The organism is Kribbella sp. NPDC054772, assembly GCF_053611945.1.
Window position 1 is genome coordinate 200,471 of sequence record NZ_JBSHBJ010000004.1, and the last position, 24,297, is coordinate 224,767.

At 68.9% G+C, this 24,297-nt stretch carries 24 protein-coding genes; 15 read left to right on the forward strand and 9 right to left on the reverse strand.

Features of this window, described 5'->3' with window-relative positions; genetic code table 11:
• The first annotated feature begins 40 nt into the window (after window positions 1-40).
• Window positions 41-1,078, forward strand: coding sequence for an oligogalacturonate lyase family protein (locus ACWGID_RS09065; protein ID WP_452195864.1), 1,038 nt, complete (start codon window positions 41-43; stop codon window positions 1,076-1,078).
• Window positions 1,079-1,157: 79 nt separating this feature from the next.
• Complete coding sequence (locus ACWGID_RS09070) at window positions 1,158-1,586, forward strand: hypothetical protein (protein WP_452195865.1); 429 nt, start codon at window positions 1,158-1,160, stop codon at window positions 1,584-1,586.
• On the opposite strand, the gene ACWGID_RS09075 is transcribed toward ACWGID_RS09070, so the two are convergent.
• From ACWGID_RS09075 to ACWGID_RS09085, 3 genes are all read right to left on the reverse strand, one after another.
• The gene (locus ACWGID_RS09075) at window positions 1,540-2,748 is read right to left on the reverse strand and encodes a glycoside hydrolase 5 family protein (protein ID WP_452195866.1); all 1,209 of its coding nucleotides are present in this window, start codon (window positions 2,746-2,748) and stop codon (window positions 1,540-1,542) included. The two genes, ACWGID_RS09070 and ACWGID_RS09075, sit on opposite strands and share 47 nt — an antisense overlap.
• The gene (locus ACWGID_RS09080; RefSeq protein ID WP_452195867.1) at window positions 2,745-4,295 is read right to left on the reverse strand and encodes an FAD-dependent oxidoreductase; all 1,551 of its coding nucleotides are present in this window, start codon (window positions 4,293-4,295) and stop codon (window positions 2,745-2,747) included. Before ACWGID_RS09080 ends, ACWGID_RS09075 begins: the two co-directional genes overlap by 4 nt.
• Before the next feature lie 196 nt (window positions 4,296-4,491).
• Window positions 4,492-5,448 carry a helix-turn-helix domain-containing protein gene (locus tag ACWGID_RS09085; RefSeq protein WP_452195868.1) on the reverse strand — a complete coding sequence of 319 codons (957 nt, stop codon included), beginning with the start codon at window positions 5,446-5,448 and terminating at the stop codon, window positions 4,492-4,494.
• 120 nt (window positions 5,449-5,568) lie between these two features.
• Here ACWGID_RS09085 and ACWGID_RS09090 point away from each other — a divergent pair, with 120 nt between their 5' ends.
• The 11 genes from ACWGID_RS09090 to ACWGID_RS09140 all read left to right on the forward strand — a co-directional run bounded on the left by ACWGID_RS09090 (window position 5,569) and on the right by ACWGID_RS09140 (window position 16,297).
• Complete coding sequence (locus ACWGID_RS09090; protein ID WP_452195869.1) at window positions 5,569-6,702, forward strand: glycosyltransferase WbsX family protein; 1,134 nt, start codon at window positions 5,569-5,571, stop codon at window positions 6,700-6,702.
• A gap of 311 nt (window positions 6,703-7,013) precedes the next feature.
• Complete coding sequence (locus tag ACWGID_RS09095) at window positions 7,014-7,448, forward strand: hypothetical protein (RefSeq protein WP_452195870.1); 435 nt, start codon at window positions 7,014-7,016, stop codon at window positions 7,446-7,448.
• Window positions 7,445-8,371, forward strand: coding sequence for a hypothetical protein (locus tag ACWGID_RS09100; RefSeq protein WP_452195871.1), 927 nt, complete (start codon window positions 7,445-7,447; stop codon window positions 8,369-8,371). The genes ACWGID_RS09095 and ACWGID_RS09100 overlap by 4 nt, the downstream gene beginning before the upstream one ends.
• Window positions 8,358-9,677 (forward strand): V-type ATPase 116kDa subunit family protein, encoded by a 1,320-nt coding sequence (locus tag ACWGID_RS09105; protein ID WP_452195872.1) that lies wholly within the window; start codon window positions 8,358-8,360, stop codon window positions 9,675-9,677. Before ACWGID_RS09100 ends, ACWGID_RS09105 begins: the two co-directional genes overlap by 14 nt.
• A complete protein-coding gene (locus tag ACWGID_RS09110; protein WP_452195873.1) occupies window positions 9,674-10,057 on the forward strand; it encodes an ATP synthase subunit C in 384 nt (127 codons plus the stop codon). Before ACWGID_RS09105 ends, ACWGID_RS09110 begins: the two co-directional genes overlap by 4 nt.
• Entirely contained in the window at window positions 10,054-10,275 is a 222-nt protein-coding gene (locus ACWGID_RS09115; RefSeq protein ID WP_452195874.1) for a hypothetical protein, read from the forward strand. Before ACWGID_RS09110 ends, ACWGID_RS09115 begins: the two co-directional genes overlap by 4 nt.
• The gene (locus ACWGID_RS09120; RefSeq protein ID WP_452195875.1) at window positions 10,272-10,796 is read left to right on the forward strand and encodes a hypothetical protein; all 525 of its coding nucleotides are present in this window, start codon (window positions 10,272-10,274) and stop codon (window positions 10,794-10,796) included. Before ACWGID_RS09115 ends, ACWGID_RS09120 begins: the two co-directional genes overlap by 4 nt.
• Complete coding sequence (locus ACWGID_RS09125; protein ID WP_452195876.1) at window positions 10,784-12,511, forward strand: V-type ATP synthase subunit A; 1,728 nt, start codon at window positions 10,784-10,786, stop codon at window positions 12,509-12,511. The genes ACWGID_RS09120 and ACWGID_RS09125 overlap by 13 nt, the downstream gene beginning before the upstream one ends.
• A complete protein-coding gene (locus ACWGID_RS09130) occupies window positions 12,508-13,899 on the forward strand; it encodes a V-type ATP synthase subunit B (RefSeq protein ID WP_452195877.1) in 1,392 nt (463 codons plus the stop codon). Before ACWGID_RS09125 ends, ACWGID_RS09130 begins: the two co-directional genes overlap by 4 nt.
• Window positions 13,896-14,507, forward strand: a complete 612-nt coding sequence (locus ACWGID_RS09135; RefSeq protein ID WP_452195878.1) for a V-type ATP synthase subunit D — start codon at window positions 13,896-13,898, stop codon at window positions 14,505-14,507. Before ACWGID_RS09130 ends, ACWGID_RS09135 begins: the two co-directional genes overlap by 4 nt.
• Window positions 14,508-14,872: 365 nt before the next feature.
• On the forward strand, window positions 14,873-16,297 hold the full coding sequence (locus ACWGID_RS09140; RefSeq protein ID WP_452195879.1) for an LCP family protein: 1,425 nt from the start codon (window positions 14,873-14,875) through the stop codon (window positions 16,295-16,297).
• 84 nt (window positions 16,298-16,381) lie between these two features.
• Here the strand turns inward: ACWGID_RS09140 and ACWGID_RS09145 are convergent, their stop codons facing one another.
• From ACWGID_RS09145 to ACWGID_RS09170, 6 genes are all read right to left on the reverse strand, one after another.
• Window positions 16,382-17,314, reverse strand: a complete 933-nt coding sequence (locus ACWGID_RS09145; RefSeq protein ID WP_452195880.1) for an aldo/keto reductase — start codon at window positions 17,312-17,314, stop codon at window positions 16,382-16,384.
• Between the two features lie 75 nt (window positions 17,315-17,389).
• Window positions 17,390-18,142: an alkaline phosphatase family protein gene (locus ACWGID_RS09150; RefSeq protein ID WP_452195881.1), complete on the reverse strand. Its 753-nt coding sequence runs from the start codon at window positions 18,140-18,142 to the stop codon at window positions 17,390-17,392.
• 154 nt (window positions 18,143-18,296) lie between these two features.
• Complete coding sequence (locus tag ACWGID_RS09155) at window positions 18,297-19,085, reverse strand: alpha/beta fold hydrolase (RefSeq protein WP_452195882.1); 789 nt, start codon at window positions 19,083-19,085, stop codon at window positions 18,297-18,299.
• Window positions 19,086-19,123: 38 nt separating this feature from the next.
• Complete coding sequence (locus tag ACWGID_RS09160; RefSeq protein ID WP_452195883.1) at window positions 19,124-19,774, reverse strand: phosphatase PAP2 family protein; 651 nt, start codon at window positions 19,772-19,774, stop codon at window positions 19,124-19,126.
• Between the two features lie 71 nt (window positions 19,775-19,845).
• On the reverse strand, window positions 19,846-20,523 hold the full coding sequence (locus ACWGID_RS09165; protein ID WP_452195884.1) for a response regulator transcription factor: 678 nt from the start codon (window positions 20,521-20,523) through the stop codon (window positions 19,846-19,848).
• A gap of 88 nt (window positions 20,524-20,611) precedes the next feature.
• Complete coding sequence (locus ACWGID_RS09170; RefSeq protein ID WP_452195885.1) at window positions 20,612-22,000, reverse strand: sensor histidine kinase; 1,389 nt, start codon at window positions 21,998-22,000, stop codon at window positions 20,612-20,614.
• 207 nt (window positions 22,001-22,207) lie between these two features.
• Here ACWGID_RS09170 and ACWGID_RS09175 point away from each other — a divergent pair, with 207 nt between their 5' ends.
• Complete coding sequence (locus ACWGID_RS09175) at window positions 22,208-23,593, forward strand: FAD-binding protein (protein WP_452195886.1); 1,386 nt, start codon at window positions 22,208-22,210, stop codon at window positions 23,591-23,593.
• Window positions 23,590-24,294 carry an SDR family NAD(P)-dependent oxidoreductase gene (locus ACWGID_RS09180; protein WP_452195887.1) on the forward strand — a complete coding sequence of 235 codons (705 nt, stop codon included), beginning with the start codon at window positions 23,590-23,592 and terminating at the stop codon, window positions 24,292-24,294. The genes ACWGID_RS09175 and ACWGID_RS09180 overlap by 4 nt, the downstream gene beginning before the upstream one ends.
• Window positions 24,295-24,297 lie beyond the last annotated feature (3 nt).

Genomic DNA, 24,297 nt, shown 5'->3' on the forward strand with positions numbered 1-24,297 from the left:
GGGCGACACTGCCCCGCGGGACGACCGATGGAGGGCGGATGTGACTGAACTGGCGAAGGTAGCGGTAGGCGCGCACTTGACTTACCCGCACGCCAACGGGTTTCACGCGGGTGGCGATCGACTGGCGACCGTGCGCTGGGATCCCGAGCGGCTCGCGTTCGGGATCGCGAGTGTGCCGTGGCGGGACCCGCGGAGCCACGACGTACGCGAGATCTGTACGGTGCTCGGCCAGCACGACGGCGAGGGAACCGTCTGGTTCGACGTCGCGCGGTCAGCCGAGCGGCTGGTTGGGGTCTGGGCGAACGCTCTGCACCTCGTTGATCTCGCTGATGAGGCCAGCACACCTGAGACCGTGTACCGCGCGCCGTACGGATGTACCCTGCAGGCCCTCGTCAGCATCAATGCCGCGGGTGATCGAGCGCTCATCTCGGAGGAGTGGCCGGGATCGTTCCGGTTGCTCGAGGTCGATCTCGCGACGGGTGCTGTCGAGGAACTGCATGACCGCACGTGGTGGGCGAATCATGCGCACTACTGCCCTGCCGACGAAGGGTGGATCGGTTTCTCGCACGAAGGGACGGCAGACTCTGTTCCGGATCGGGTCTGGGCGCGGCACGGGACGGAGCTGCCCGCAGGTGGCTGTGTGCTCACGCAACCTGAGGACCTGTTTTTCGGACATGAGCGTTGGGCGCACCACGCGGTCGGCGCGGTCGTCGTTGCCTATGGCATCAGTCCGGGCGAGCGACGAGGGCTGTACTGGACCTCGCCTGACGAACCCGCGGGACGGCTGCTCTCGCGCGGCGACCGATTCTGGCACTGCGATATCAGCCGGGACGGGACGCTGGCCGTCGTCGACACGACCGGCCCGGCCGATCAGCCGGGGACAGGGTGGGACGGTGGAAACACTTCCGACGTACTGCTGGTCGATCTCCGTGACGGTCGCACGACGCCGCTCGCCCGCACACTCGCGACTCGCCATCCGGCCCACCCGCACCCGATCTTCGCGCCGGATGGATCAGCAGTCCTCTTCAACAACCTGGACCCCGACGGCACGGTCTCCATCAGCCGGGTCGACATTTGAGCCCGTCCGGAAATATTGTCCGCTGATCGAGCAACGCAGTCCAAGGACTGGTGTGATTCCGGTCGGTACCGTCCGTGGAATGGAAGCTGAGCAGAGAAACGGGATCGGTCGGAGGGCGCTTCTCAAAGCCACGTCGATCGCGGCGGGCGGGATTGTCTTGGGGGCGTCGAGCGCGGCCGAGGCTGCTGGGATCCCCAGTAAGCGTCTGGTGCCGATGAATGACCGGAATATCCGGTCCCAGGGTCGCTGGCAGGAGCAGGCGAACGGGGACATCTACGGGTATTACCAGAGTGGGCTGGAACTGGACTTCACCGGGACGGCTATTTCGCTGACGCTCGAAGGTGCTTGCCGGCTGCTGTACCGGGTGGATGGTGGCGCGGTTCAGCGAAACATCACGGACACCGCGACGGAGACGACCGATGGTCCGCATCCGACCGTCGCCGCTCACGACAAGGTTGCCATCAACTTGGCGACGTCGATTCAGCAGCACTTGCCGGCGTGGCACTGACCTCCAGGGCGATTCGTGGAGGTTGTCCGTCTTCCCACGCGCGGGACCATTCGGTGGCGAACTCGAGGTCGGGGACGCGGCCTTGTCGCAGTACGACGGTCTTCGAACCAAGCAGCCGGCGTGCGGGGACCTGTCTGAGGTCGGCGACGACCTCCGCGAAGCGGTGGCCGGCGGGTTTGACGTGGTTGTCGATGTCGAGGAGCCCGAGGCCGTACTCGAGGTCCGCGAACCCGCCGTACTCGGGGCGGATGTCGTGCGAGGCCCACCAGGACAGGGCGGTGACGCCAGGGGCCGACACGGCGTGGCGGAGCAGTCGTTCGGTGGCGTCCTCGACACTGACGCCGGTGACCCACTCGGGGGCCACGCCGATCTCCTGCACCCAGATCGGTCTCGGTGTCGCCTGGTGTGCGGCGGCGACGTGGGCGAGGTACGAGCCGATCGACCAGGCGAGGTCGTTGTCCTCACCGAAGTGGCCGAGGAAGCCGCTGAAGTACGGCCAGGCGTGGACTGTGGTGATGTCCGGCTCGTTGGCGAGCAGCGCCGGACTGAAACCGGTCTGCGACGTGGTCCATGGCTGGTGGTCTGCTCCGAGCACGACCGGCAGCCCGGGCGCGGCAGAGTGCGCAGCGGCGATCAGCGTTCGCGCCCAGGCGTCCAGGTCTGCCGTGGTGATCGTCTCGGTCTCGAACCCGACCAGCATGTTCGGCTCGTTTCCGAGATCGATGCCGGCGCCCGCCGGGTGCTCACCAACCAGCTCGGTGATCGCGGTGATCAAGGTACTGGCGCCTGTGACCGCCACAGGGTCGGTGAAGAGGTTCTTCCCGGTGAGCCACGGCGGACGGAACACCCACCCGGAGAGGAAGCCGTTGAGCACCGTGACCCAGACATCGAGACCGACTTCCTCCGCACGATCCAGCAGGATGGACAGCCGGGACATGGCGGTCGCCGAGACCGTGGTCGGGAACGGCTGGAAGACCGGCCAGATGCACTGGATGCGGACGTGATCGCAGCCGAGCACGGCGATCGCGGCGAGGTCCTCGGCGATCGAACGCTCGTCGAAGTCGAGCCACGCATTCCACCACTGCTGCCGCGGTACGTAGTTGACGCCAAAGGCCGTGCGGTCCAGGTCGATCATCATCCAGTCTCTCTGATAGGCGGTCATTGGGACTCCTCGGGGTTGCCGGGTTTCCACGCGAGGACCTGGCCGCGCTCGGTGAGTCTGGCCCGCAAGGTTGGGATGTCGATGTCTTGTACGTCGGTTCGCGCCCGGAGTGATTGCACCGCGGCGACGGCCGCGGACTCGGCCAGCACACAGAACACGGGCTCCATCCGCGTCGCGGCGTACCCGATGTGGGTGGCGGAGAGGCAGACCGGGACCAGCAGGTTGCCGCAGTCGGTGGGCTTCGGCGTGATGGCCCGGTAGGGGATCGGATAGGGACGGCCGGTTCCGAGATGGCCGCCGATGAACATGTCGCCCTCGGTCGCCACGCCGACCTGCCCGGTGGCGGGGTCGCGGTGTGCGATTCGTCGTACCGGATAGACGTCGACTCCGAACAACGCCAGTCCGATGCTGTCGGCTGGTTCGGCCAGGTTGGCGACGTCTGCATGGGTGACGGTGTATTCGCCGTCGAGCCGGCGTGAAACCCGGACGTACAGCTGCGGTGGCCACCCGTCGGTGTCGGGGAAGACACTCGCGTCCATTCCGTACGCCGCGGTCTCGGCGCGGAAGTCCGCGGGTACGGCGGGATCCGTCGACAGGAAGTGGTGGAGGCCGCGCAGGTAGTCGATGTGGTCACGCCAGACTCGCGAACGGGTGTCCCAATCGCCGTCCTGGTACTCGCGACTCACACCGACCGGGGCGTTGGTGATCAGGGAGCCCCGCTGGTAGTTGTACTCACCCGAGTTGAGCCAGCCGGGGAAGATCCCGCGGAGCGCGTCGAGGTCGGCGCCGAGGTGGGTGACGTACCGCCGTACCAGCTCGTAGTCAGCAGGCGAGTAGTCGTCGGGCGGAGTGATCTCCTTGCGCGACGCGGCGTCGGTCGTCACATAGAAACGGAAGTTGTAGGCCTGGGCGTACTCGTCCGCCGCGCCGCGAGGGCGGCCGTGATCCGCGTCGAGCAGGGGCAGCAGACCACTGGTGCTGTCTCCGGGGACGACGTATGGATCGATCGACGTCCAGTTGGTCACCGGCTGGACACCTGCGATTTCTTCGCCGAACTCGTCCCGCGACTCGCGCCCGATGCGGTAGGGGACCCCGGCCAACGCCATGAGGTCACCTTCGTACGACGCGTCGATGAAAACCTCCGCCCGTACGTCGATGTCCGGCACCGACCCGCCGGCCGGCAGTGGGACACCCCACTCGTCGGGAGTCGAGGTCTCCAGGTGCACCGCCGTGATGCGGTGACCTTCGCGGGTGACGGAGCGGACGCGGCGCTCGAAGTACACCTCGATCCCCGCATCGGCGATCCATTGATGGAAGGCACGCAGTACGTCGTGCGGGTGCTCGCCGAAGCCGAAGACAGCGTCCTTCGTCAGGCCGCCGACCGCGGCCGGAATCGGGCAGTCCTGCCGGGGTTTGATCCCCGCGCTGAGCATCCCGCCGAGCCATCGGCCCGGCTCGATCATGACGACGGACGCACCTTCCTGATGCGCGGTCATCGCCGCGACACAGCCCGCGGGGGTGCCGCCATACACACAGACATCGACCATGCCATGCACTCTGCCGCGGTGCCTGCGTCGCGTGGGATAGCCAATCTGAACGTCTGCATGTACTTTCTTGCCGTACCGACGCTGGACGGTTACCTACACTGCTCGCTCATCATTGCGTGCCATTGCCGGATGCGCCTTCGCTCCGGTTGACGGTTTGTTGGACGAAGTTGAACGGCACTGATCGCGCCGGCGTCGGTCAGTCGACGACCTGCGCGTTGAAGCGGGCGCCACTCACCGGAAGCGCCGGCTGGGCTTCGGCGGAGCTGTGGTAGCGGGCCTCGCCGGTGCGGGCCCGGTTGCGGTAGGCGGACGGGCTGAGGCCGTAAGCGTTCTTGAACCGACGGGCGAAGTACCCCGCGTCCTCCCAACCGACGCGGGCGCCGATCTGAGCGACCGGTTCGTCGGTCTGCACCAGAATTCGGGCGGCCGCCTGCGCTCGCAGCCGATTGAGGTACGCGATCGGGGGAGCGCCGAGCTCGCGCTGGAACAGGCGGACGAGGTGGGTCCGTTCGGTGGTGGTGGCGGCGGCGAGCTGTGCCAGCGTCCAGGACCGGCCGGGATCGTCGTCCATCAGCTGGGCGGCGCGGGACACCGCCGGGTGCGGCGGGGCGATCGACCGGCGATGGATCGCCTGCTCTGGCGACCAGGAGCGGTTCAGGATGTCGAGATAGATCAGCAGGTGGCCGACGAGCTCGATGCGGGAACGCCGTGCGTGGGTCGTGTTGCTGATGCTGTGCAGCTCGGCGATCGCGAGGCTCATGTCGTACCGGCCCAGCTCGACGCGTTGTGGCAACGGGAGGCTCGACTTGTGTACGGTCTGCATCAGCGGCAGCTCGGCGTCGAGGAACGACAACGTCCCGTCGATCAGCTCGGGTGCGACGAAGCTGTCGAAGACCACGAGGTCCTCGCACTGCGCGTACCCGTGCCACTGGCTCGGCGGTACGACGATGACGCTACCGGGCCCGATCGGGTGGTCCCCGTCGGCCGCGATGTGGACTCCGCGGCCCTGGGTGACGAGCGCGATCTCGAAGAAGTCGTGGTCGTGCGCCGCGACGTCCGCCGGCATCCGATGCCGGTCCGCCCACACCGGGAGGCCGTCCGGATTGAACACGGCGGCCCGCTCGTAGCGAGGCTTGTTGCGGCTGCTGGCCACTTCTGTCCTACTTTCCCTCAATCTGAGCGAAGGTGCGATCTCTCGGCCGTCAATAACATCACATCGTCAGCAACTCTGACAGAGCACGAGATCCGCTGATTCCCGACGAGGAGTGCACCTATGTCCCAACGCGACGTCGCGATCGCGGCGTACTACTTCCCCAACTTCCACGTTGACCCGCGCAACGAACAGTGGCACGGCGAAGGGTGGACCGAATGGGAGCTGGTGAAGCGCGCCGAGTCCCGGTTCGAGGGGCATCTGCAGCCGCGCGTTCCGCTGGACGGCTACCTGGACGAGGCGGATCCGGAGGTGATGGCGGGCAAGATCGCGATGGCGACCGAGCACGGTGTCGACGCGTTCCTCTTCGACTGGTACTGGTACAGCGGCCGCCCGTACCTCGAGCGCCCGCTCGAGGCGGCGTTCATGCCGAACGCGGCGGCGCACGACATGAAGTTCGCTGTCATGTGGGCCAACCATCACTGGAGCAACATCCATCCGTGGAAGTCCGCCACGCCGGCGACCCACCTGGAGTCCGGCACTGTCGACGCTGAGCAGTTCGAAGCAGCCACCGACTACATCATCGAGCGGTACTTCGGGCATCCGGCGTACCTGCGGATCGACGGCGCCCCGTACCTGTCGATCTACGAGCTGGCGACCCTCATCGACGGGCTCGGCGGCGTCGACGAGGCCAAGGCCTCGCTCGACGGTCTGCGCGAACGTGCCGCGCGGGCGGGGTTCCCCGACATCCACCTGAACGCCGTCATCCGGGAGCGGCAAGTGCTTCCGGCCGACGGCATCGCGTTCGACGGCCCGACCTTGATCAGCCGCCTCGGCTTCGACAGCGTCGCGTCGTACGTCTGGGTGCACCACCACCCGATGCCGACCCTGCTCACGCCGTACGCCGACATGCGCGAGCAGGCCGCGGACGGTTGGAAGCGGTACGCCGCCGAGTACGACCAGCCGTACTACCCGAACATCACGGTCGGCTGGGACTCGTCACCGCGCACTGTGCAGTCCGACAAGCTCAACCCCGCGTTCGGCTACCCGCACACGAACATCATCTCCGACGCGACGCCGGAGGAGTTCGGCCGCGCGCTGGAACAGGTTCGCGCATTCGTTGACGAGACCAACGTTCCGCTCGTCACCATCAACGCGTGGAACGAGTGGACCGAGGGCAGCTACTTGGAGCCGGACACCCTGCATCGCCACGGACACCTCGAGCAGATTCGCCGGGTCTTCGGAGCCAAGGGCTGATGGCTCGAGAGCTGTTGCCGTACACCGGCTGATCCCGCCGGCACACCGCGCTCGACACCCTGGTGAAGACATGGCGCAGCAGCGGCGGCGACCTGATGCGCAAGGAGTACGAAGAACGGCTGCAGAACCGGCAGCACGGGAGCCGACGTGTGGGACGTCGACTCGATCCGGCCAGACGTCGCTCGCCGCGGCCGCCGGGAGGCGGTAGGTCGGTTGTCCGGCCGGACAGGACCTTGGGCCCTGGGGTGGGCGGGACCGTGGGGTCACGATGAAGGTGTGTGCACCGTTCGGGTGGCCGGGAGGGGGTTCCGGTGAGTACGCTGCTGGATCGTCTGCACCGCTTCCGCCCTGTGGGCACACCAGGAGGCGCCGGGCCGGTCGGCGTACCGGTCGATGGTCGCGGTGGGGTTCCGGCCGAGCTCGTCGCGGTGTTCGAGGCGCTCGACGGTGTAATCGCCGAGTGCGACGAACTGCGTACACGCGTGACACAACGAGCGGCTGAGACGGTCGTCGCCGCGCAGGTCGACGCTGCCGGACTGGTGGCAGACGCGCGGGCCCGGGCGGTCGGCGAGCAGGCGGAGGCCGCCGCTGCGGTGACAGCCCGTGGCGACGCCGCAGTGGAGCAAACGCTGGCTACGGCGACAGCGGAAGTCACTCGTCTCAGGGTCAGTGCGAGGCAGCGGATGGACGGGCTGGTGGACCTTGTGCTGGATCGGCTTCGGGCTGAGGCTGGAGCCGACCTGTGAGCGCGGGCTGGGTGGCGGCGACCGTTCGGGTGAAGGCCATGGCCCGCCGCCGCGTCGGGGCGGGCGCGGCCCGCGAGCTCGCACTCGCCCCTGGCCTCGCTGACGCCCTCGGGCGGCTCAGCGGTACGGCGTACGCCCGGGCGGCCCGGCCCGGAACGAGCCTGGCGGACGCCGAGTGGCTCGTCGAGGCCGCGGAGTTGTGGCAGTTGCGGGTGCTGTCCGGCTGGCTTCCCAGCTCGGCGGTCGGCCTGGCCCGGGTACTCGCCGGCCGGTACGAGCTGGCCAACATCGTCACGCACGCTCGGGCGTTGGCCGAGCCTGGGCCGCGCAGGATGTACTACGAGCTCGGCAGCCTGGCCATGTCCTGGCCGAGAATCGGGGCGACGACGTCAGGACCGGGCCTTCGCGCTGCTCTGGCGGCCTCGCCGTGGGGCGATCCCGGCGACGCGTCCCCGGAGGCCCTGCACGACGTCCTGTTGCTGCGCTGGCTACGCATGGTCGCGACCGAGGCCCCGGCCGCGGTCGAGTGGGCGACAGGTGCGGCGGTCCTCCTGGTCGCCAAGCAAATGCTGGCGACAACTAGCGGGCCGACCGGCCGGATGGTAGCGGCGGCGGCTCCGCTGATCGGCTCGGACTGGGTGCGGGCACGATCCGTGGACAGCCTCCGAGCTGCGGTTCCGGTGGCAGGTCGGTGGATCCTCGACGGGGTCGGCGAACCGGCCGGTCTCTGGCGGGCCGAAGCCGGTCTGACCGCCCGGATCGAGTCGGACGGCTTCCGCCTCCTACGGCACGGGACGCCTGGGACGGACCCGTTCGTCGGGGCCGTGGCGGTCCTGGCCGTCGACGGCTGGCGGGTGCGAGTCGCGCTCGGTGACGCGTCGAACGGCACCGGTCCGGGGGAGGTGCTCGGTGTCGTGGCGTGACGCCGTCCGTCCGGTACGGATGCAGCGGATCGCGATGGTCGTACAGATCGAGCATCTGCGCGAGTTGCTCGACCGCCTGAGCTCGACCGGCGTCGTCGAGCTGGATCCGGTTCCCTCCGACATCGAGACCGCCGTCGTCGCGGACCGCCGGCCTGAGTGGTCGGCACGTGAACTGGAACTGCGGCGGCGCTCCGCACAGGCGGTCGATCACGGACCGGTGACAGCGCTACTGGGCTGGGCTCCCGCGGCGGCACTGCCGCAGGTGAGTCAGGTCCTGGCGCCCGTCGGCGGCGCCGCCGTACCACTTCCGTCGCCCCCCGGCGTCCAGCCGCCGACGTTGCTGCGGCAGCAGGGCCGCGGGCAGTCGTTCGAGGTGCTCGTGCGGACCTACACCACGGTCCCGTACGCCGATGTCGACCCGGCGCTGGTGGCCGGACTCGCCTACGTGGTGATGTTCGGGATGATGTTCGGCGACGTCGGTCACGGCCTGCTCCTGCTCCTCGGCGCCGCGATCCTCCGCAGCGGCCGCTTCGCCCGGCTCGCCAAGGTCCGGCCGGCCTGGCCGTTCGTGGCCGGCGCCGGTGCCGCCAGCATCTTCTTCGGTGTGCTGTACGGCGAGATGTTCGGACCGACCGGGTTGGTACCGGTCGTCTGGCTGTCTCCGGTCGACGACATCGTCCCGCTGCTGCTGACCGCGATCGGAGTCGGCGCGATCCTGCTGGCCGGCGCGTACGCGCTGGGCATCGTCAACCGCTTCCGCGAAGGCGGATGGGGTTTCGCGCTCTACGCCCGGACCGGGATCGCCGGAGCATTGCTCTTCCTCGCCTTGGGTGGCGTGGTCGGCGGTGTCTACTTCGACAACGCCGGGGTGCTGATCGGGGCCGTTGTGATCGCGGTCGCCGGCCTGGCGCTCACCTTCATCGGACTCCTGACCGCCGCGGGCGGTGGCGGCGCTGGTGTCGCGCAGGCCGCGGTGGAACTGTTCGACGTCGTCGTCCGGCTCAGCTCGAACGTCGTCTCCTTCGCCCGGCTGGCCGCGTTCGGCCTCACGCACGCGGCGCTCGGCGCGATCGTCTGGGCAGGATCCGTGGCGTTGTGGCAGACCGGCTCTGCGTCGGGACGCGTCGGCGCGGGTCTCGTGCTGGTCGTGGGCACCGGCGTCGCGTTCGCGCTGGAGGCGCTGGTGGCCGGCATACAGGCTCTTCGACTCGAGTACTACGAACTGTTCTCCCGCGTCTTCGACGTGGACGGGCGTCCGTTCCGGCCGTGGCGATTGCCCGCGGACGATCTGGAGGTGACATCGTGAGGGAGTTCCTTCGGCGGCATCCCCGGGCGGCGATCCTGCTGGCCGTGCTGAACGTCGCGCTGCTGAGCGTGGCTGTCGCCGTGCTGATCGCCATTGTGACCGCCGACGGGGGCTTCGCGGCCGGTCGGCCCGCGGCGACGGCCGCCGCCACCCAGGCTGCCGCGACCAACGGGTCCGCGTTGATCGGTGCGTCGATCGCGATGGCCGGATCGGCCATCGGGGCAGGGGTCGCGGTCGCCTACACCGGTGCCGCCGCACTGGCCGCGATGAGCGAACGGCCGGAGCTGTTCGGTCGCGCGATGGTCGTGGTCGGCCTGGCCGAGGGGATCGCGATCTATGGGCTGATCGTCGCCATCATCCTGGTGGGGCAGGCGCGATGACCCGGGTCGGGGTGCTGGGCGAGCCGGTGCGCACGGCGGGCTACGGTCTGGCGGGCGCACGGTTGCTGCCGGCAACTACGGAGGCCGAGGTACGGCGGCTGTGGCACGAGCTGCCCGCGGAGATCGGCATCGTCCTGCTCACTCCCGCCGCGGCGGAGGCCTTGGACCCAGGTTCGCTGGAGTCTGCGACCGTGCTCACGGTGGTGCTGCCGTCGTGAGCCGGTTGCCGCCGCCTGCTGACACGGCGCTCGAACCGGTGCGGCGAGGGTTGCTGTTGACGGCGCGCGCCGATGCAGCCACCGTGGCGCGTGATGCGGACTTGCAGCGAGACGCGTTGCTCGACGAAGCACGTCGTACGGCCGATGAGCTCGTCGCTGCCGCCCGCAGAGCGGGGGAGGACGACGCGACGGCGGTCCTCGCGACGCGGATGAGGCAGCGCCGGCGGGAGGCGCGGCAGGCGGTGCTGTCGGTGCAGCGTGAACTGTACGACGAGCTGCGCCGCCGGTGCCGGGCGGCCGCGGCGGCGCTGGTCGATCACCCCGAGTACGACGTACTCCGTCGGCGACTGGCCAACCGGGCCCGGACCCAGCTCGGCCCGGCCGCCACGGTCGGCGAGGCGTCTGCGGGAGGGGTGCTGGCGTCGGCGAGGTCCGAGCGACTCGACCTGAGCCTGCCGACGCTGGCCGATCGCGCACTGAACCGATCCGGGGCGGAGATGGCCGACCTGTGGACGCCCTGACGGCAACCGGCCGGATCCGCCGGGTCAACGGTCCACTGGTCGAGGCGAACGACGTACCGGGGGCCTCGATGTACGAGGTGCTCGAGCTCGGCGAACGCCGGATCCCGGCCGAGGTGGTGGCGATCGACGGTGCGACGGTCACCCTGCAGGCCTTCGAGTACACCGGCGGCCTGACGGTCGGTGACGTGGTTCGCCGGACCGAGCGCCCCTTGTCGGCGCGCCTCGGGCCGGGCCTGCTCGGGCGGGTCTTCGACGGACTGCTGCGTCCGCTGTCGACTGCTCCGACATGGTTGTCGCCACAGACCCTTGAGCCGGACGCCTCGGCGGCCGACGGCTGGCACTTCGAGCCTGCTGCGGAGCCGGGGTGCGCGCTCGGACCGGGCGCCGTGTTCGGTGTGGTGAGCGGGGCGGGTGCGGTTGAACATCGCGTCCTGGTGCCACCCGGGGTGCGTGGCGAACTGCGGTTCGTCGCGGCGGCGGGCAAGGTCCGCAACGACGACGCGGTTGCCCGCGTCGGCGACGTCGAGGTCGGATTGTTCGAGCAGTGGCCGGTTCGGCAGGCCAGGCCGTTCGCGGCCCGCGAGGAGACGCTGGTCCCGTTGCACACCGGTCAGCGGGTACTGGATCTGATGTTCCCGATCGGTGCGGGGTCGGCCACCGCCGTGCCGGGCGGCTTCGGCACCGGCAAGACCGTGCTCCTCCAGCAAATCACGAAGTGGTGCGACGCCGACGTGATCGTTTATGTGGGCTGTGGTGAGCGAGGCAACGAGATGGCCGACGTGCTCGGTGAGTTGGCCGAGCTCGCCGATCCCCGCACCGGCGGCCGCATGATCGACCGCACAGTGATTCTCGCGAACACCTCCAACATGCCGATGATGGCGCGCGAGGCGAGTGTCTTCACTGCGATCACCGTCGCGGAGTACTACCGGGACATGGGCTATCACGTCGTCGTGGTGGCCGATTCGACGTCGCGGTGGGCGGAGGCGCTGCGGGAGTTCGCCTCGCGCACGGGGGCGTTGCCTGCCGAGGAGGGCTATCCGGCCGATCTGTCGTCGTCGCTTGCCGCCTTCTACGAGCGGGCAGGCCGGGTGCATACCGAGGGTGGCCTGGTCGCGGCGGTCACGGTGGTCGGTGCGGTTTCCCCGCCCGGCGGGGACCTGACGGAACCGGTCACGACCGCGACTCAGCGCTTCGTCCGCGGTGTCTGGTCGCTGGACCGTGATCTTGCCTACTCCCGGCACTACCCCGCCGTCAGTTGGTCGGCGTCGTACTCCCACGACGCCGCCGCCGTGGGTGCGTGGCAGGCCGGTCATGGCAACCAGGGCTGGACTTCGCGACGAGCCCGGGCGATGCAGGTCCTGGCCGAGGCCGCGCGACTCGCCGAACTCGCTGAGATCGTCGGTACCAGGACACTGCCCGGGCGGGAACGGATGACGATCCTCGGCGGCCGGCTGCTCAGAGACGCTGTCCTGGCCCAGAGTGCGCTGAGCCCGATCGATGCGAGTTGTTCGGCCGACCGTGGATCCGCCTTGCTGCAATGCGTTCTCGACGTCATCGACCGTTGTATGACGTTGATCGACCGCGGAGTGGCCGCGGCCGAACTGGAGGAGTTCGACTGGGGGCCACTGATCCGGGCGCGCGAGGAAGCACCGGCGCCGGCTGACCTGGACGGTCGCCGGACGGCGCTGATGGCCGCGTTGGAGGCGTTGGCATGAGCGCGCAGGTCGAGTACGGCGCGGTTCGGTCGCTGCACGGATCGCTGCTGGTGGTGAGTGGGGTCCGTGGTGTGGGGTGGGACGAGTCCGCCGTGGTCAGGATCGATGACGGTGTCGACAACGGCACCGAGCGGCACGGTGTGGTCCTGGAGATCGCTGACGATCTCGCCGTACTGCAGGTGCTGGAAGGGACGGTCGGTCTGCGTCCGGGTGCGGTCCGGGTCCGTTTCAGCGGCAGCCCCTTCCGGATTCCGCTCGGGCAGGGCTGGCTCGGCCGGACCTGCGACGGCCGGGGCGAACCGCTCGACGGAGGGCCTCCGATCCTCGGCGCGGCACTGGCCGCGGTGAACGGGTGGCCGCTCAATCCGGTCGAGCGCGAATCACCGCGGGAACCCGTGCTCACGGGGGTGTCCGGCATCGATGCGCTGACCACGGTCGTTCGCGGGCAGAAGCTGCCGATCTTCTCCGTGCCGGGACTGCCACACCTCGAGCTCGCGACGCAGGTCGCGGCCCAGGCCGCGGTCGGGGGCGATCCGTTCGTGGTGGTCTTCGCAGCGATGGGGCTGCCGCACGCCGACATCGACTTCGTCCGTGCGGCACTGGAGGAGCGGGCGGCCGCGGGTGAGCTCGTCATGGTGCTGAACAGTGCGAACGACCCGGTGATCGAGCGACTGCTGACGCCACGGATCGCACTCACCGTCGCCGAGCATCTGGCCTTCGTCGAAGGCAGCCATGTCCTGGTCGTCATGTGTGACATGACCAGCTACTGCGAAGCGGTCCGCGAGGTCGCGGCAGCACGCCAGGAGATCCCTGCCCGGCGGGCGTACCCGGGGTATCTGTACAGCGATCTGGCGTCGTTGTACGAGCGGTGCGGCCGGATCCGCGGGCGACCTGGATCCGTGACGATCATGCCGGTGCTCACGATGCCGGCCGGCGACATCACGCATCCGGTGCCGGATCTGACCGGGTACATCACGGAGGGCCAGGTCGTACTGGCGGCGGATCTGAATGCCCGCGGTCTGTACCCGCCGCTCGACGTACTGGGCTCGTTGTCCCGCCTGATGCGCCACGGTGCCGGCCCCGGACGGACCCGGGACGATCACCTCGAGATCGCCGCCCAGGCGATCGCGGCGCTGGCCCGAGCCCGGCAGGCCGCCGAACTGGCGGATCTGATCGGTGCCGGTGCGCTGAGCGACACCGATCGCGGATACCTCGCCTATGCGACGGCGCTGGAGGATTCGTTGCTCCGGCAGCGCCCGAACGAGTCTCGTGGGCTCGACGACACGCTGGATCGGCTCTGGCGCGCGGTCTCCGTACTGCCTCGTCGTGAGCTGACCATGGTGTCCGGCGCGATGCTGGCCGAGCACCTTCCGGATGGCGCGGGATGACCGGACCGACGACGGGACGTGCCGGCCGGCTGGCCCTGACGGGCCGGCTCGCGACAGCCCGGCGGGCGGTCGAGCTGCTGGACCGCAAGCAGCGCGCTCTGGCGGCCGAGTGCGAGCGGCTCGAACTGGCCGCCGGACGAGCCGGAGAAGCCTTCGAGCAGGCAGATCAGGTGGCGACGATGTGGCTGCGCCGCAGCAGTTCTCTGGACGGTCAGCGGGCATTGCTCGACTCGGGACCGGGAGCAACTACTGAGGTCGTCGTCGGGTACGACGTGACCATGGGCGTGCGGCATCCGACCAGCGCGGAGGTCGAGTTCGGGCCCGAGCCTGCAGTGGTAGGAGGTTCAGCCCTGGTCTTCGCCATGCGAGCGCACCGTACGGCGCTCGCCGCGGCGGTCCGGCTCGCGGCCGCCCGACGCGCCGTCGCGCTGGTGGCGGCCGAACTGGCGCTCACCCGCCAGCAACAGCGAGCCCTCCAACTGCGCTGGATCCCGAAGCTCGAACGGCGCCTGGCAGAGCTGGCGCAGCGCCTCGACGAGTCGGAGCGCGAGGAGAACGTGCGGCTTCGTTGGGCGGCTCGTCACAGCGGGGGTTCGGAGGACTCATGAAGCACCGGTCCCAGCGGCGGGTCGCCTGTGGACGGCCGGATCACCGCGGTGATCGTGGGTCAGCGGCGGCTGGTGCGGTCGTTCATGTACGTACGGGCCGACGCAGTCGTAGGGCGGCACCCGATGGCAGATTGGTCATGCCGGAGGCGAAGGCTGTATCGCAGTGAACGCTGTGCGTGAGTGTGATGATTCGTGACAACCGTCCGGAGGTCCTGGGCGTCATCTGGGCGTCGCGGGTTTGATTGCGTGTCGGAGTGGGGGTGGCCGCGATGGGGCAGGGTGTGGAGCCGACCGGTCAGCGCGGCGCGCCCGGGATCGGGGGAGCTGCGCGTCACTCGCATCGGGCTCGGACTACGACCCGGGCGATGGGCGAGACACTGCTGGCCGCGTTGGTGCCCGGTCTGGGCTTCGTCATCGGTGGCCGGCGGCGGCTCGGTGCGTTGGTGATGGCGTTGGCGGCCGGGCTGGTTGGGTTTGGTGCGTACGTCGTGTTCGTCCGGCGTGATCTGGTGCTGGAGTGGGCGGTTGATCCGAATCGGTTGCTGGTGGCAACCGGTGTCGTCCTGGCGCTCGCTGTCGGGTGGATCTGGGTTGTCGTGGCCTCGCACAAGCTCTTGCGGCCACTGTCGTCTTCGGTGCCGAAGCGGTTGGTCGGGTCGGCGTTCGTCGGGTTGATCTGTTTCGCGATCGGCGTACCGTCGACGCTCGCGGTACAGACCGTGATGGCGCAGCGCGATCTGGTGGGCAGCGTGTTCCAGTCCGAAGGCAGTTCGAGGTCGGCGACCCGGCCGGCGGTGAACACCAAGGATCCGTGGGCGGACACGCCGCGGCTGAACATCCTGCTGCTCGGCGCCGACAACGGCGCGGGCCGGACCGGGACCCGCACCGACACCGTGATGGTTGCCTCGATCGACACCCACACCGGCGCCACGAAGCTGATCTCGCTGAGCCGGAACTGGATGCGGATGCCGTTCCCGAAGAGCTCGCCACTGCACCGGAAGTACCCCGACGGGTTCTGGGACCCGAACCTGGGCGATGTCGAGCAGCCGCAGTACTACCTCGACGCGATGTACGACACGATTCCGAAGCAGTACCCAGGTCTTCTCGGTCAGACCGACAACGAGGGCGCGGACGCGGTCAAGCTGGCTGCTGGCGCGGCGCTCGGGCTGGACGTCCAGTACTACATGCAGGTGAACCTGGCCGGCTTCCAGCGGATCGTCGACGCGGTCGGCGGGATCACGGTGAACGTGAACTACCCGGTGCCGATCGGCGGCGAGTACGGGATCGGGCCGGGCGCGAACGCGCCGAAGAAGCCGTCGGGTTACATCGAGCCGGGAGCGAACCAGCACCTCGACGGCTACCACGCGCTGTGGTTCGCTCGCGGTCGGTACGGGCTCGACGACGCGTCCCGGCAGGAGCGGCAGCGCTGCACGGTCCGCGCGCTGGTGAGCAGCGTGAGCCCGGGGACCCTCGTGACGCAGTACCAGCAGATTGCTGCGGCGAGCCGGCAGATGTTGCGCACCGACATACCGCAGGAGTTGCTGCCGGCGTTCGTTCAGCTGGCTCTCAAGGTGAAGTCCGCGGGTGTGTCGACCGTGAACCTGGACCCGAACAAGAACTTCCCGACCGGCCGGAACCCTGACTACGCGGCGATCCGCAAGCTCATCCAGCAGGCGATCACCCCGCACACCGCCAGGAAGCCGTCACGGGCGAACCCGGCTGTGACCCCGCACACAGCGCAGAACCTCGACGACGCGTGTGCCTACCATCCGGGGAACAGGCGCTCGTAGCCGCCGTGATCCGGGTGACTACCGCGCTGTTGGCGTGCTGCCTCCGGTCGGGCAGGTCACGATCGAGAACGGGTCGCCGAGCCGTCAGGGCACGCGGTGGCCCGCGGTGCGGAAGAGTTCGTACCACTCCAAGCGGGTGAGCGGGACGTCGGAGCCCTGTGCGGCGCCGGCGACGCGCTCGGGGGTCGTGGTGCCGAGGACGACCTGCATCTGGGCCGGGTGCCGCGTGATCCAGGCGGTGGCGATCGCGATCGGCGGTACGTCGTACTGCTCGGCGAGGCGATCGATCACGGCGTTCAGCTCCGGGTACTCCGGGGAGTCGAGGAACGGGCCGGTGAAGAACCCGGCCTGGAACGGTGACCAGGCCTGCACCGTGATGCGGTTGATGCGGCAGTAGTCGAGGACACCGCCGCCGTCCACCACGACGGCCTGGTCGAGGCCGGCCATGTTCGCGGCCACGCCCTGCGCGACGATCGGCGCGTGCGTGATGGACAGCTGTAGCTGGTTGGTCACGAGCGGCTGGCGTACGGCGGTCTTCAGCAGCTCGATCTGCAGCGGCGTGTGGTTCGACACCCCGAAGGCGCGGACCTTGCCGGCCGCCTCCAGGTCGTCGAACGCCCGCGCGACCTCGGCGGGCTCGACGAGCGCGTCCGGGCGATGGATCAGGAGTACGTCGAGGTAGTCGGTGCGCAGCGCCCGCAGTGAGTCCTCCACGGAGCCGACGATGTGCTCGTAGGAGGAGTCGTACCCGGCGTCCGGGACGATGCCTGCCTTGGTCTGGAGCGTGATCTCGGCGCGCTCGGACGCCGTCAGCTTGAGCGCCTCCGCGAACCGCTGCTCGGCGCCGTGCAGCCCAGGACCGTACACGGCGGCGTGGTCGAAGAAGTCGATGCCGGCGTCGCGCGCGGTCCGCACGAGGGTACGGATCTCGTCGTCGGTCTTGCTCCCGATCCGCATCAGCCCGAGGGTCACGTTCGGGACGGCGAGGTCGGTGGCGCCGAGAGGCACAGTCTTCATCGAGGGTCCTTACCAGGTCGGGTACCGATGACGGAGCGAGCCTACGTGCCCACCACCGGAGCCCCGGCCGGGTGGTCACTTCCAGGTGTCGGTGATCGGTGCCGCGTTCGCCGCGGCGCCGGCGTGCGGCAGGCCGTACATGTCCTCGACGGTGCGCAGGACGCGGAAGTGGTCGATCCGTTCGTCGTAGCTGCCCGGCTTGACCTGCTGGCCGTCGACGATCGTCGCGATCCGGTTGCCGCTGGAGTTGTCGTCGTCCTCATCGAACGTGGTGATCAGCAGACTGTTGTGCGTCGCGGCCCACTGGACGTACCCGTCGAGGTGGCTCTTGAGCCAGCCGTCGCCGGTCTCGGTGGAGCAGTCGTGCATGTCGTTGCACAGGTTGGGGATGACCCACGACACCGTCGGTAGGTGGCTGTAGTCCGTCGGGAAGTCGCTGAACGGTTTGCTGTCCGCCGCCGGCACGTTGGTGAAGTTGACCCACGGGACGTGCTTGCGCGCGTACCGTCCCGACGTACACGCCGTCGATCCCGCGGACGGCAGGTCGTCGGAGTAGCCCGCGAAGGTGAGGCCCTTGGCGATCAGCTCGGCGCCCTCGTTGTCGGTCGAGAAGGTGTTCGGGCACGAGTCGTCGGTGACACCCTGGTTCGCGCCGGAGAACAGATCCAGGTAGTTCGGCTGGCTCGGGTGCTCGATCGCGTACGAGTTGGTGAAGCTCGCTCCGCTGGACGCGAGCTGGTTGAAGTACGGCGCGTTGCTGTTGCCGAGGATCGATTCGGCGCCCGTGTTCTCGAACAGGACGATCACGACATGTTCGGGCCGCGGCACAGTTCGGGCCGCACCACCGGATGACGGTGCACTGGGCGGGGCACTCGATGGTGCGGTCGACGGAGCAGTCGATGGTGCGCCTGACGGGGTACAGGCAGTGACGATCGCGGCGACTGCGATTGCGGGACCGAGGATGCGCACCGGACAGCAGCTCTCAGGTGTGCGCTTCGACGGTGGTGAGGAAGGTGGTGAGTTCGGCGAGGTACTGCGGACGGTTGTCGCGGCGTACCGAGTGACCGGCTCCGGCGATCTGCACCGCACGGAACTCGCCGGCCGCGGCTCGCGCGCAGTCGTCGGCGTACTCCGGGGAGATGAGGCCGCCGCGCTCGGTGTCACCATGGATCAGCAGCACGGGACACGTGATCGAGGCCAGCAGCTCGGTCAGGGCGATCGGTTGCTGGAACGTGAGGTCGAACAGGTGCGGGTTGACCTGCGCCTTCGACACGGCCCAGGGCTCGAGCTCGTCGTCGGGCCAGTCGGGATCGTCGGCCCGTCCGCGCGCGACACGTGCTTGAAGGTCGAGGGCCCGGAGCCCGGCGAGCCAGTCCGGCTCGGGCCACGGTTCGTCCTGATGGTTGCCCGGGGCCCCGGTCGGCGGATCCTCCAGTACGACGGCGCGCACCAGCTCCGGCCTCGACGCGGCCAGGTACGCGGCCGCCATCGCCCCCATCGAATGCCCGACCACGACAACGTCTCCGTCGCCGGGCTGGCTCGACAGGACGAGAGCGGCGTCGTCACGGTGCGCGGTATAGCGCACAGGCTCCTCAGGAAGCCCGGACTCACCGTGCCCACGCGCGTCGATCGCGAGCGTCCGCACCCCCGGCAGTGCGCGGATCACCGGCCCCCAACACTCCGCCGAGTCCGAGAACCCATGCAGAAAGGCGACGTCCGCCGCCGCCTCATCGGTCCGGTACCAGGCCAGATGCCCCGTTCTCCCTCGCATGCCACCCATGGTTTCATCCGCCGCACCCCCGGAGGAAGTCATTGCGGGACCGCTCGGGGGCTGTTGCGTTGGCGGGTGGAGATGAAGTGGATGGCTGTGGCGAGGAGGCAGAGCCAGGTGAGGGCGAGGGTCCAGCCGGCGAGTACGTCGGTGGCCCAGTGGTAGCCGAGGTACACGCGGCTGAGGCCCATCGCGATGCTCAGGACGACGGCGAGCGCCGTACCGGCGATCTTGAGGGCTCGGGAGGCGGCTGAGTACCAGAGCAGGCCGGCGAGCAGTAGGAAGAAGGTCGTGCCGCTGAGCGTGTGGCCGGACGGGAAGGAGAAGCCGGTGTTGACGGTGCCGATCACCATGCTCGAATCGGGTCGGTGACGGCCGATCAGGAGTTTGATGATCGTGGTGAGGAGCGCGGCGCCGCTCATGCCGACGAGGAGGATGATCGAGGATCGCCAGCGGTGGGTCAGGAGTCTCAGCAGGCCGGCGACGATCACGGTGATCGCGGTGAGGACCGGTACTCCGCCGAAGAAGGTGATTGTCTGGGCGAGTTTGCTCAGTCCCGCGGTGCGGTGCGCGACGAAGTCCTGGGTCAGGTGCGGGTCGAAGGCAGCGAGTCCGTCACCTTCGACGACAGCGTCCGCCTGGACGACGAATCCGATCGCCCCGAGGAGGGCCACCAGCAGACCGAGCACCACACTTCGTGACAGCGGCCACAAGGCCTTCGGCTCGGGGGAACGTGGCGGTGATTGCGGTTCCAGAGGGATCAGCCGCCGTCGGGATCGATGCGGTAGCCCATGCCGCGAACGGTCTGGATCGCGTTCCGTTCGAACGGCGCGTCCAGTTTGAGCCGGAGGTACCGGATGTAGACCTCGACGACGTTCGGGTCGCCGTCGAAGGCCGGGTCCCAGACGTTCTCCAGGATCTCGCCCTTGCTGACCGTCTCGCCGCGGTGCCGCATCAGGTACGCGAGCAGGCCGTACTCGCGGCGGGTGAGGACGATCTCCTGGCCGGCCCGCTCGACCCGGCGCCGAACCGGGTCCAGGCTCAGATCGCCGGCGCTCATCACGACCGGCCGCTCGGGCGCTCCACGGCGGATCAGGGCCCGCAGCCGGGCGACGAGGATCATGAAGCTGAACGGCTTGGTCAGGTAGTCGTCGGCGCCGAGGTCGAAGGCGTCGGTCTGGTCGTAGTCGCCGTCCTTCGCGGTCAGCATCAGGACCGGGGTCCAGACGCCGCGTTCGCGGATCTGCTCGAGCACTTTGTAGCCGTTGAGCTTGGGCAGCATGATGTCGAGCACGATGACGTCGTACGGGTGTTCGGTCGCGGCCCACACGCCGTCCACGCCGTTGTGGACGACCTCGACCACGAAGCCGTCCTCGGTGAGCCCATGCCGGACCGTCTCGGCCAGGGGGATCTCGTCCTCGACTATCAGTACCCGCATGTTTCCAGTGTCCGACCCCTCAGCTGAGAGCAACCTGAGTCGGCCCGCGTGACTCAGCTTTCTCTCAGAGTAGCTCCGGACCGCGTTCTCAGGGGAGTGGCAGCATCACCGTCGCCGTGGTGCCGCCGTCGTCGGCCGGGCTCAGGGTCACGGTGCCGTTGTGGGCCTTGATGATCTCCCGGACGATCGCGAGGCCGAGGCCGGAGCCCCCGCTGGCCCGGGCGCGGCTCGTGTCCAGGCGGACGAACCGCTCGAAGACCCGTTGCCGGTCCCTCTCCGGGATGCCGTCGCCGTCGTCCTGGATCGTGAGCAGGGCGTGACCGTCCTGTGCCGTCGTACTGAGCCGGACCGTGCTGTGCGCGGCCGTCGCGGCGTTCTCGACGAGGTTGCGGATCAGCTGGCTCAGTCGCAGGGGATCGCCGAACACCCGGACCGGGTGTACGTCGCCCACGACCTTGATCTGGTTGCTCTCGCGGAGCCGCAGGATCTCCATGTCCACCAGATCGTCGAGGTCGACCTCGGTGCGATGCATCGGCAGGGCGGCGTCGTCGGCCTTCGCGAGCAGGAGCAGGTTCTCGACGAGGCGCCGCATGCGCTCGGCCTCGCCTTTCATCAGGTGGTGCAACTCCTGCCAGGTCTGTCCGCGGGCGGAGGCCTCGATGACGTCGAGGCCGGCGGCGATGGTCGCGAGCGGAGACCTGAGCTCGTGGCTGGCGTCGGCCACGAAAGCACGCTGGGTGGCTTGTCCGGTTTGCAGGCGGTCCAGCATCTCGTTCATCGTCGCGGCGAGGCGCGCGATCTCGTCATCGGTCTGCGGCACGGGCACCCGTTCGGTCAGGTCGCTGGACTCGATGCCCTGCACCCGCCTCCGGATCCGTTCCACCGGCCTGAGCGCCTGCCCGGTGAGCAGCCAACTCGCCGTACCGACCACGAGCAACAGCACCGGAAACCCGATCAGCAGGTACTGCGTGACGGTCGCGAGCGTCGATCGCTGCGTGGCCACGGATGACGCGACCACGACCGAGTACGTCTGACCGCCGTACTGGACGCCGCGCGCGACGATCAGGTAGTCGTGATCGTCGTCGAGCAGCCGCATCTCGCCGACCTCGGCCCGCTGCACGGTGTTCGCGGCGGGTTTCAGGTGCGTCAGCGGCGCCGACTCCGCCCGCGCGGACGAGGCAGCGACCACCTTCCCCGAACTGTCCAGCACCTGCACGATCTGACTCGCTCTGGTCGTCTTGGCGAGATCGGTACCGAGGTTCTCGACGCCCTCGTCACTCACCTGGGCAGCGACGTCGGCCGCGCGCCCGTCGGCCGCGTCGGACACCGCGGAGATGAGACCTCGCTGCAGCAGGAACAACAGGAGAGCGGCGCCGACGGCCATCGCCACCGCGACGACCAGAACCGCGGCCGCGGTTGATCTGCTCCGCACGCTCGCGCGGTTCAGTCTGGAGATCGCGTTACGCAGTCCTGACAACTGGAGCTCCCTGTCCTCTGCTCGTTGGCTCCTCCGTCCCGGCCATCGTCGCAAGGGACAGCGGTGCAGAGGCGGACGCTGCATCAAGTGTCGCGTCCGGAGCCTGAGGGCCGCCTGAGAGGCCGTCCCGGGATAGTTGCTGTCGGCACCGGGAAGGATCGTGGTGGCTCAGCACACTCTCAGCCGGCAGTACCTAGCGTCGACAGCATGATCGCCGACAGTCCCAGCACGCAGTCGCTGTCCGGTTGGGGTCGAACGCTCCGCCGGACGGCCGAGGTCCGAAGACCGGCCCTCGAATCCGGGCTGGTCGACGTGGTGCTGTCCGAGCCCAGGATCACCGTGCGCGGCGCGGGCAAGAGCTACGGTGACGCGGCGTTGCCGGGGGAAGTCGCCGATGACGGAGTCGTGCTGGACCTCACCGGTCTGGACCGAATCAGTGCGTTCGATGAGCGGAACGGCATCGTCGTCGTCGAGGCCGGTGTCCTGCTGAAGGACCTGATCGACCAGACGCTCCCGTTGGGCTGGAAACTGCCGGTGGTCCCCGGAACCGAGCGCGTCACGGTCGGCGGCGCGATCGCCAGCGACGTCCATGGGAAGAACCATCCGGGAGCAGGGTCGTTCGGACACCATGTCCTGTGGATCAACGTACTGCTCTCCGACGGCAGTGCGGTTCGGATGTCGGCCGGCCAGGATGCCGACGGTTTCTGGGCCACGGTCGGCGGTATGGGCCTGACCGGGGTCATCCTGCGTGCCGCGATCCAGTTGCAGCGCGTGGATACCGGCTGGATGGTCAGGAACCGCGTCCGGACCCACTCGCTGGACGAGACCGTCGAGGCGATGCGTACGGCGGCCGCGCGGCAGGAGCTCGATCCGGATCGGCACGTGATCGCCTGGCTCGACGCGAACGCGCGGGGCAGCAGAGCCGGGCGGGGGATCGTCGACGAGTACTACGACGCCTCGACACTCGATCTACCTGGTGTGGTCGCGCCGTTCCCCGAGACTCGCGTGACGAGTACGCGCGAACTCCGATCGTTGCCAGGACCGGGGGTCGTTTCCGCTGCGACCATCGCCACGGCGTCCGCCGCGCGCTGGCACTTGACCAGGTCGGCCAACTCACAGCTCGTCGCCAGGCGTACGGCGCTCTGCCCGCTCGATCGTGCCGACGCGTGGCCTGCGGCGTTCGGGCGCCGCGGCATGGTCCAGTACCAACTCGCCGTACCGCCGGATGAAGTCGGGGTGCTCCACGAGGTGCTTGCCTTCTTCAGCACTCATGGGATGACGCCGGCGCTGGCGACCTTGAAGAACCTCGGGTTCGGTACGGCGGGGCCGCTGACGTTCCCGATTCCGGGCTGGACGCTGGCCGTCGATCTGCCGGCTCGGTGGTTGCACGACGCCGGCGCGTTGCATCCGATCGACAAGGTAGTGGCCGGTGCCGGTGGTCGGGTCTACCTGGCAAAGGACGCGGTCACCGATGCCGAGTTGATTCCCGTGATGTACCCGCGGCTCCCGGACTGGCAGCGCACTCGAAGCCAACTGGACCCGGCTGGGGTCTGGACGTCCGGGCTCGCCGAGCGACTGAAGCTGCTGTCATGACCGGTTCGGTGCTCCTTGTGGGTGGATCGTCCGAGATCGGGATGGCCGTGCTACTCCGATTGCTCGGACCGGCGCCGCGCCGGGTGATCCTGGCCGGTCGGCCCAGCGGAGAGCTCTGGAACAACGCCGAGAAGCTCCGCGATGCGGGGTACTCCGTGACGACGGCAGAGTACGACGCCGGGCTCGACTCCGCGGAGATCGACGGCATGCTCGAGCACGCGTGTGCGGAGCATCCGCTCGAACTCGCGATCGTCGCCGTGGGGTCGATGTCCACGAAGTCGTTCGCGGAGGGCGTGATCGTGAACGGCTTTGCGGTAGCGCTCCTGCTCCGCGCATTGGTACAGCGCAAGCCTCAGCAGATCGTGCTGTTGTCCTCGGCGGCCGCGGTGCGTCCGCGGCAGTCGATCGCGGAGTACTCGATCGGCAAACAGTTGGCGGACTCAACGGCAGTCCTGCTGGCGCGACAGGCCGCGGAGACCGGCGTACAGCTGCTCGTCGTCCGGCCCGGCTTCGTCACGACCCGGATGACCGCCGACCTCGCGAAGCCCCCACTCGCAACGGATTCCGAGCATGTGGCTCGTCGGGTCGCCGCGGCCTTGGACGGTCGCAAGACGATCATCTGGGTGCCGCGCCCGATGGGCTTCGTCGTACGGGCGTTGGCTCTGGTACCGCGACGGCTGCTGCCCGTTGCCTGGCGGTGACTT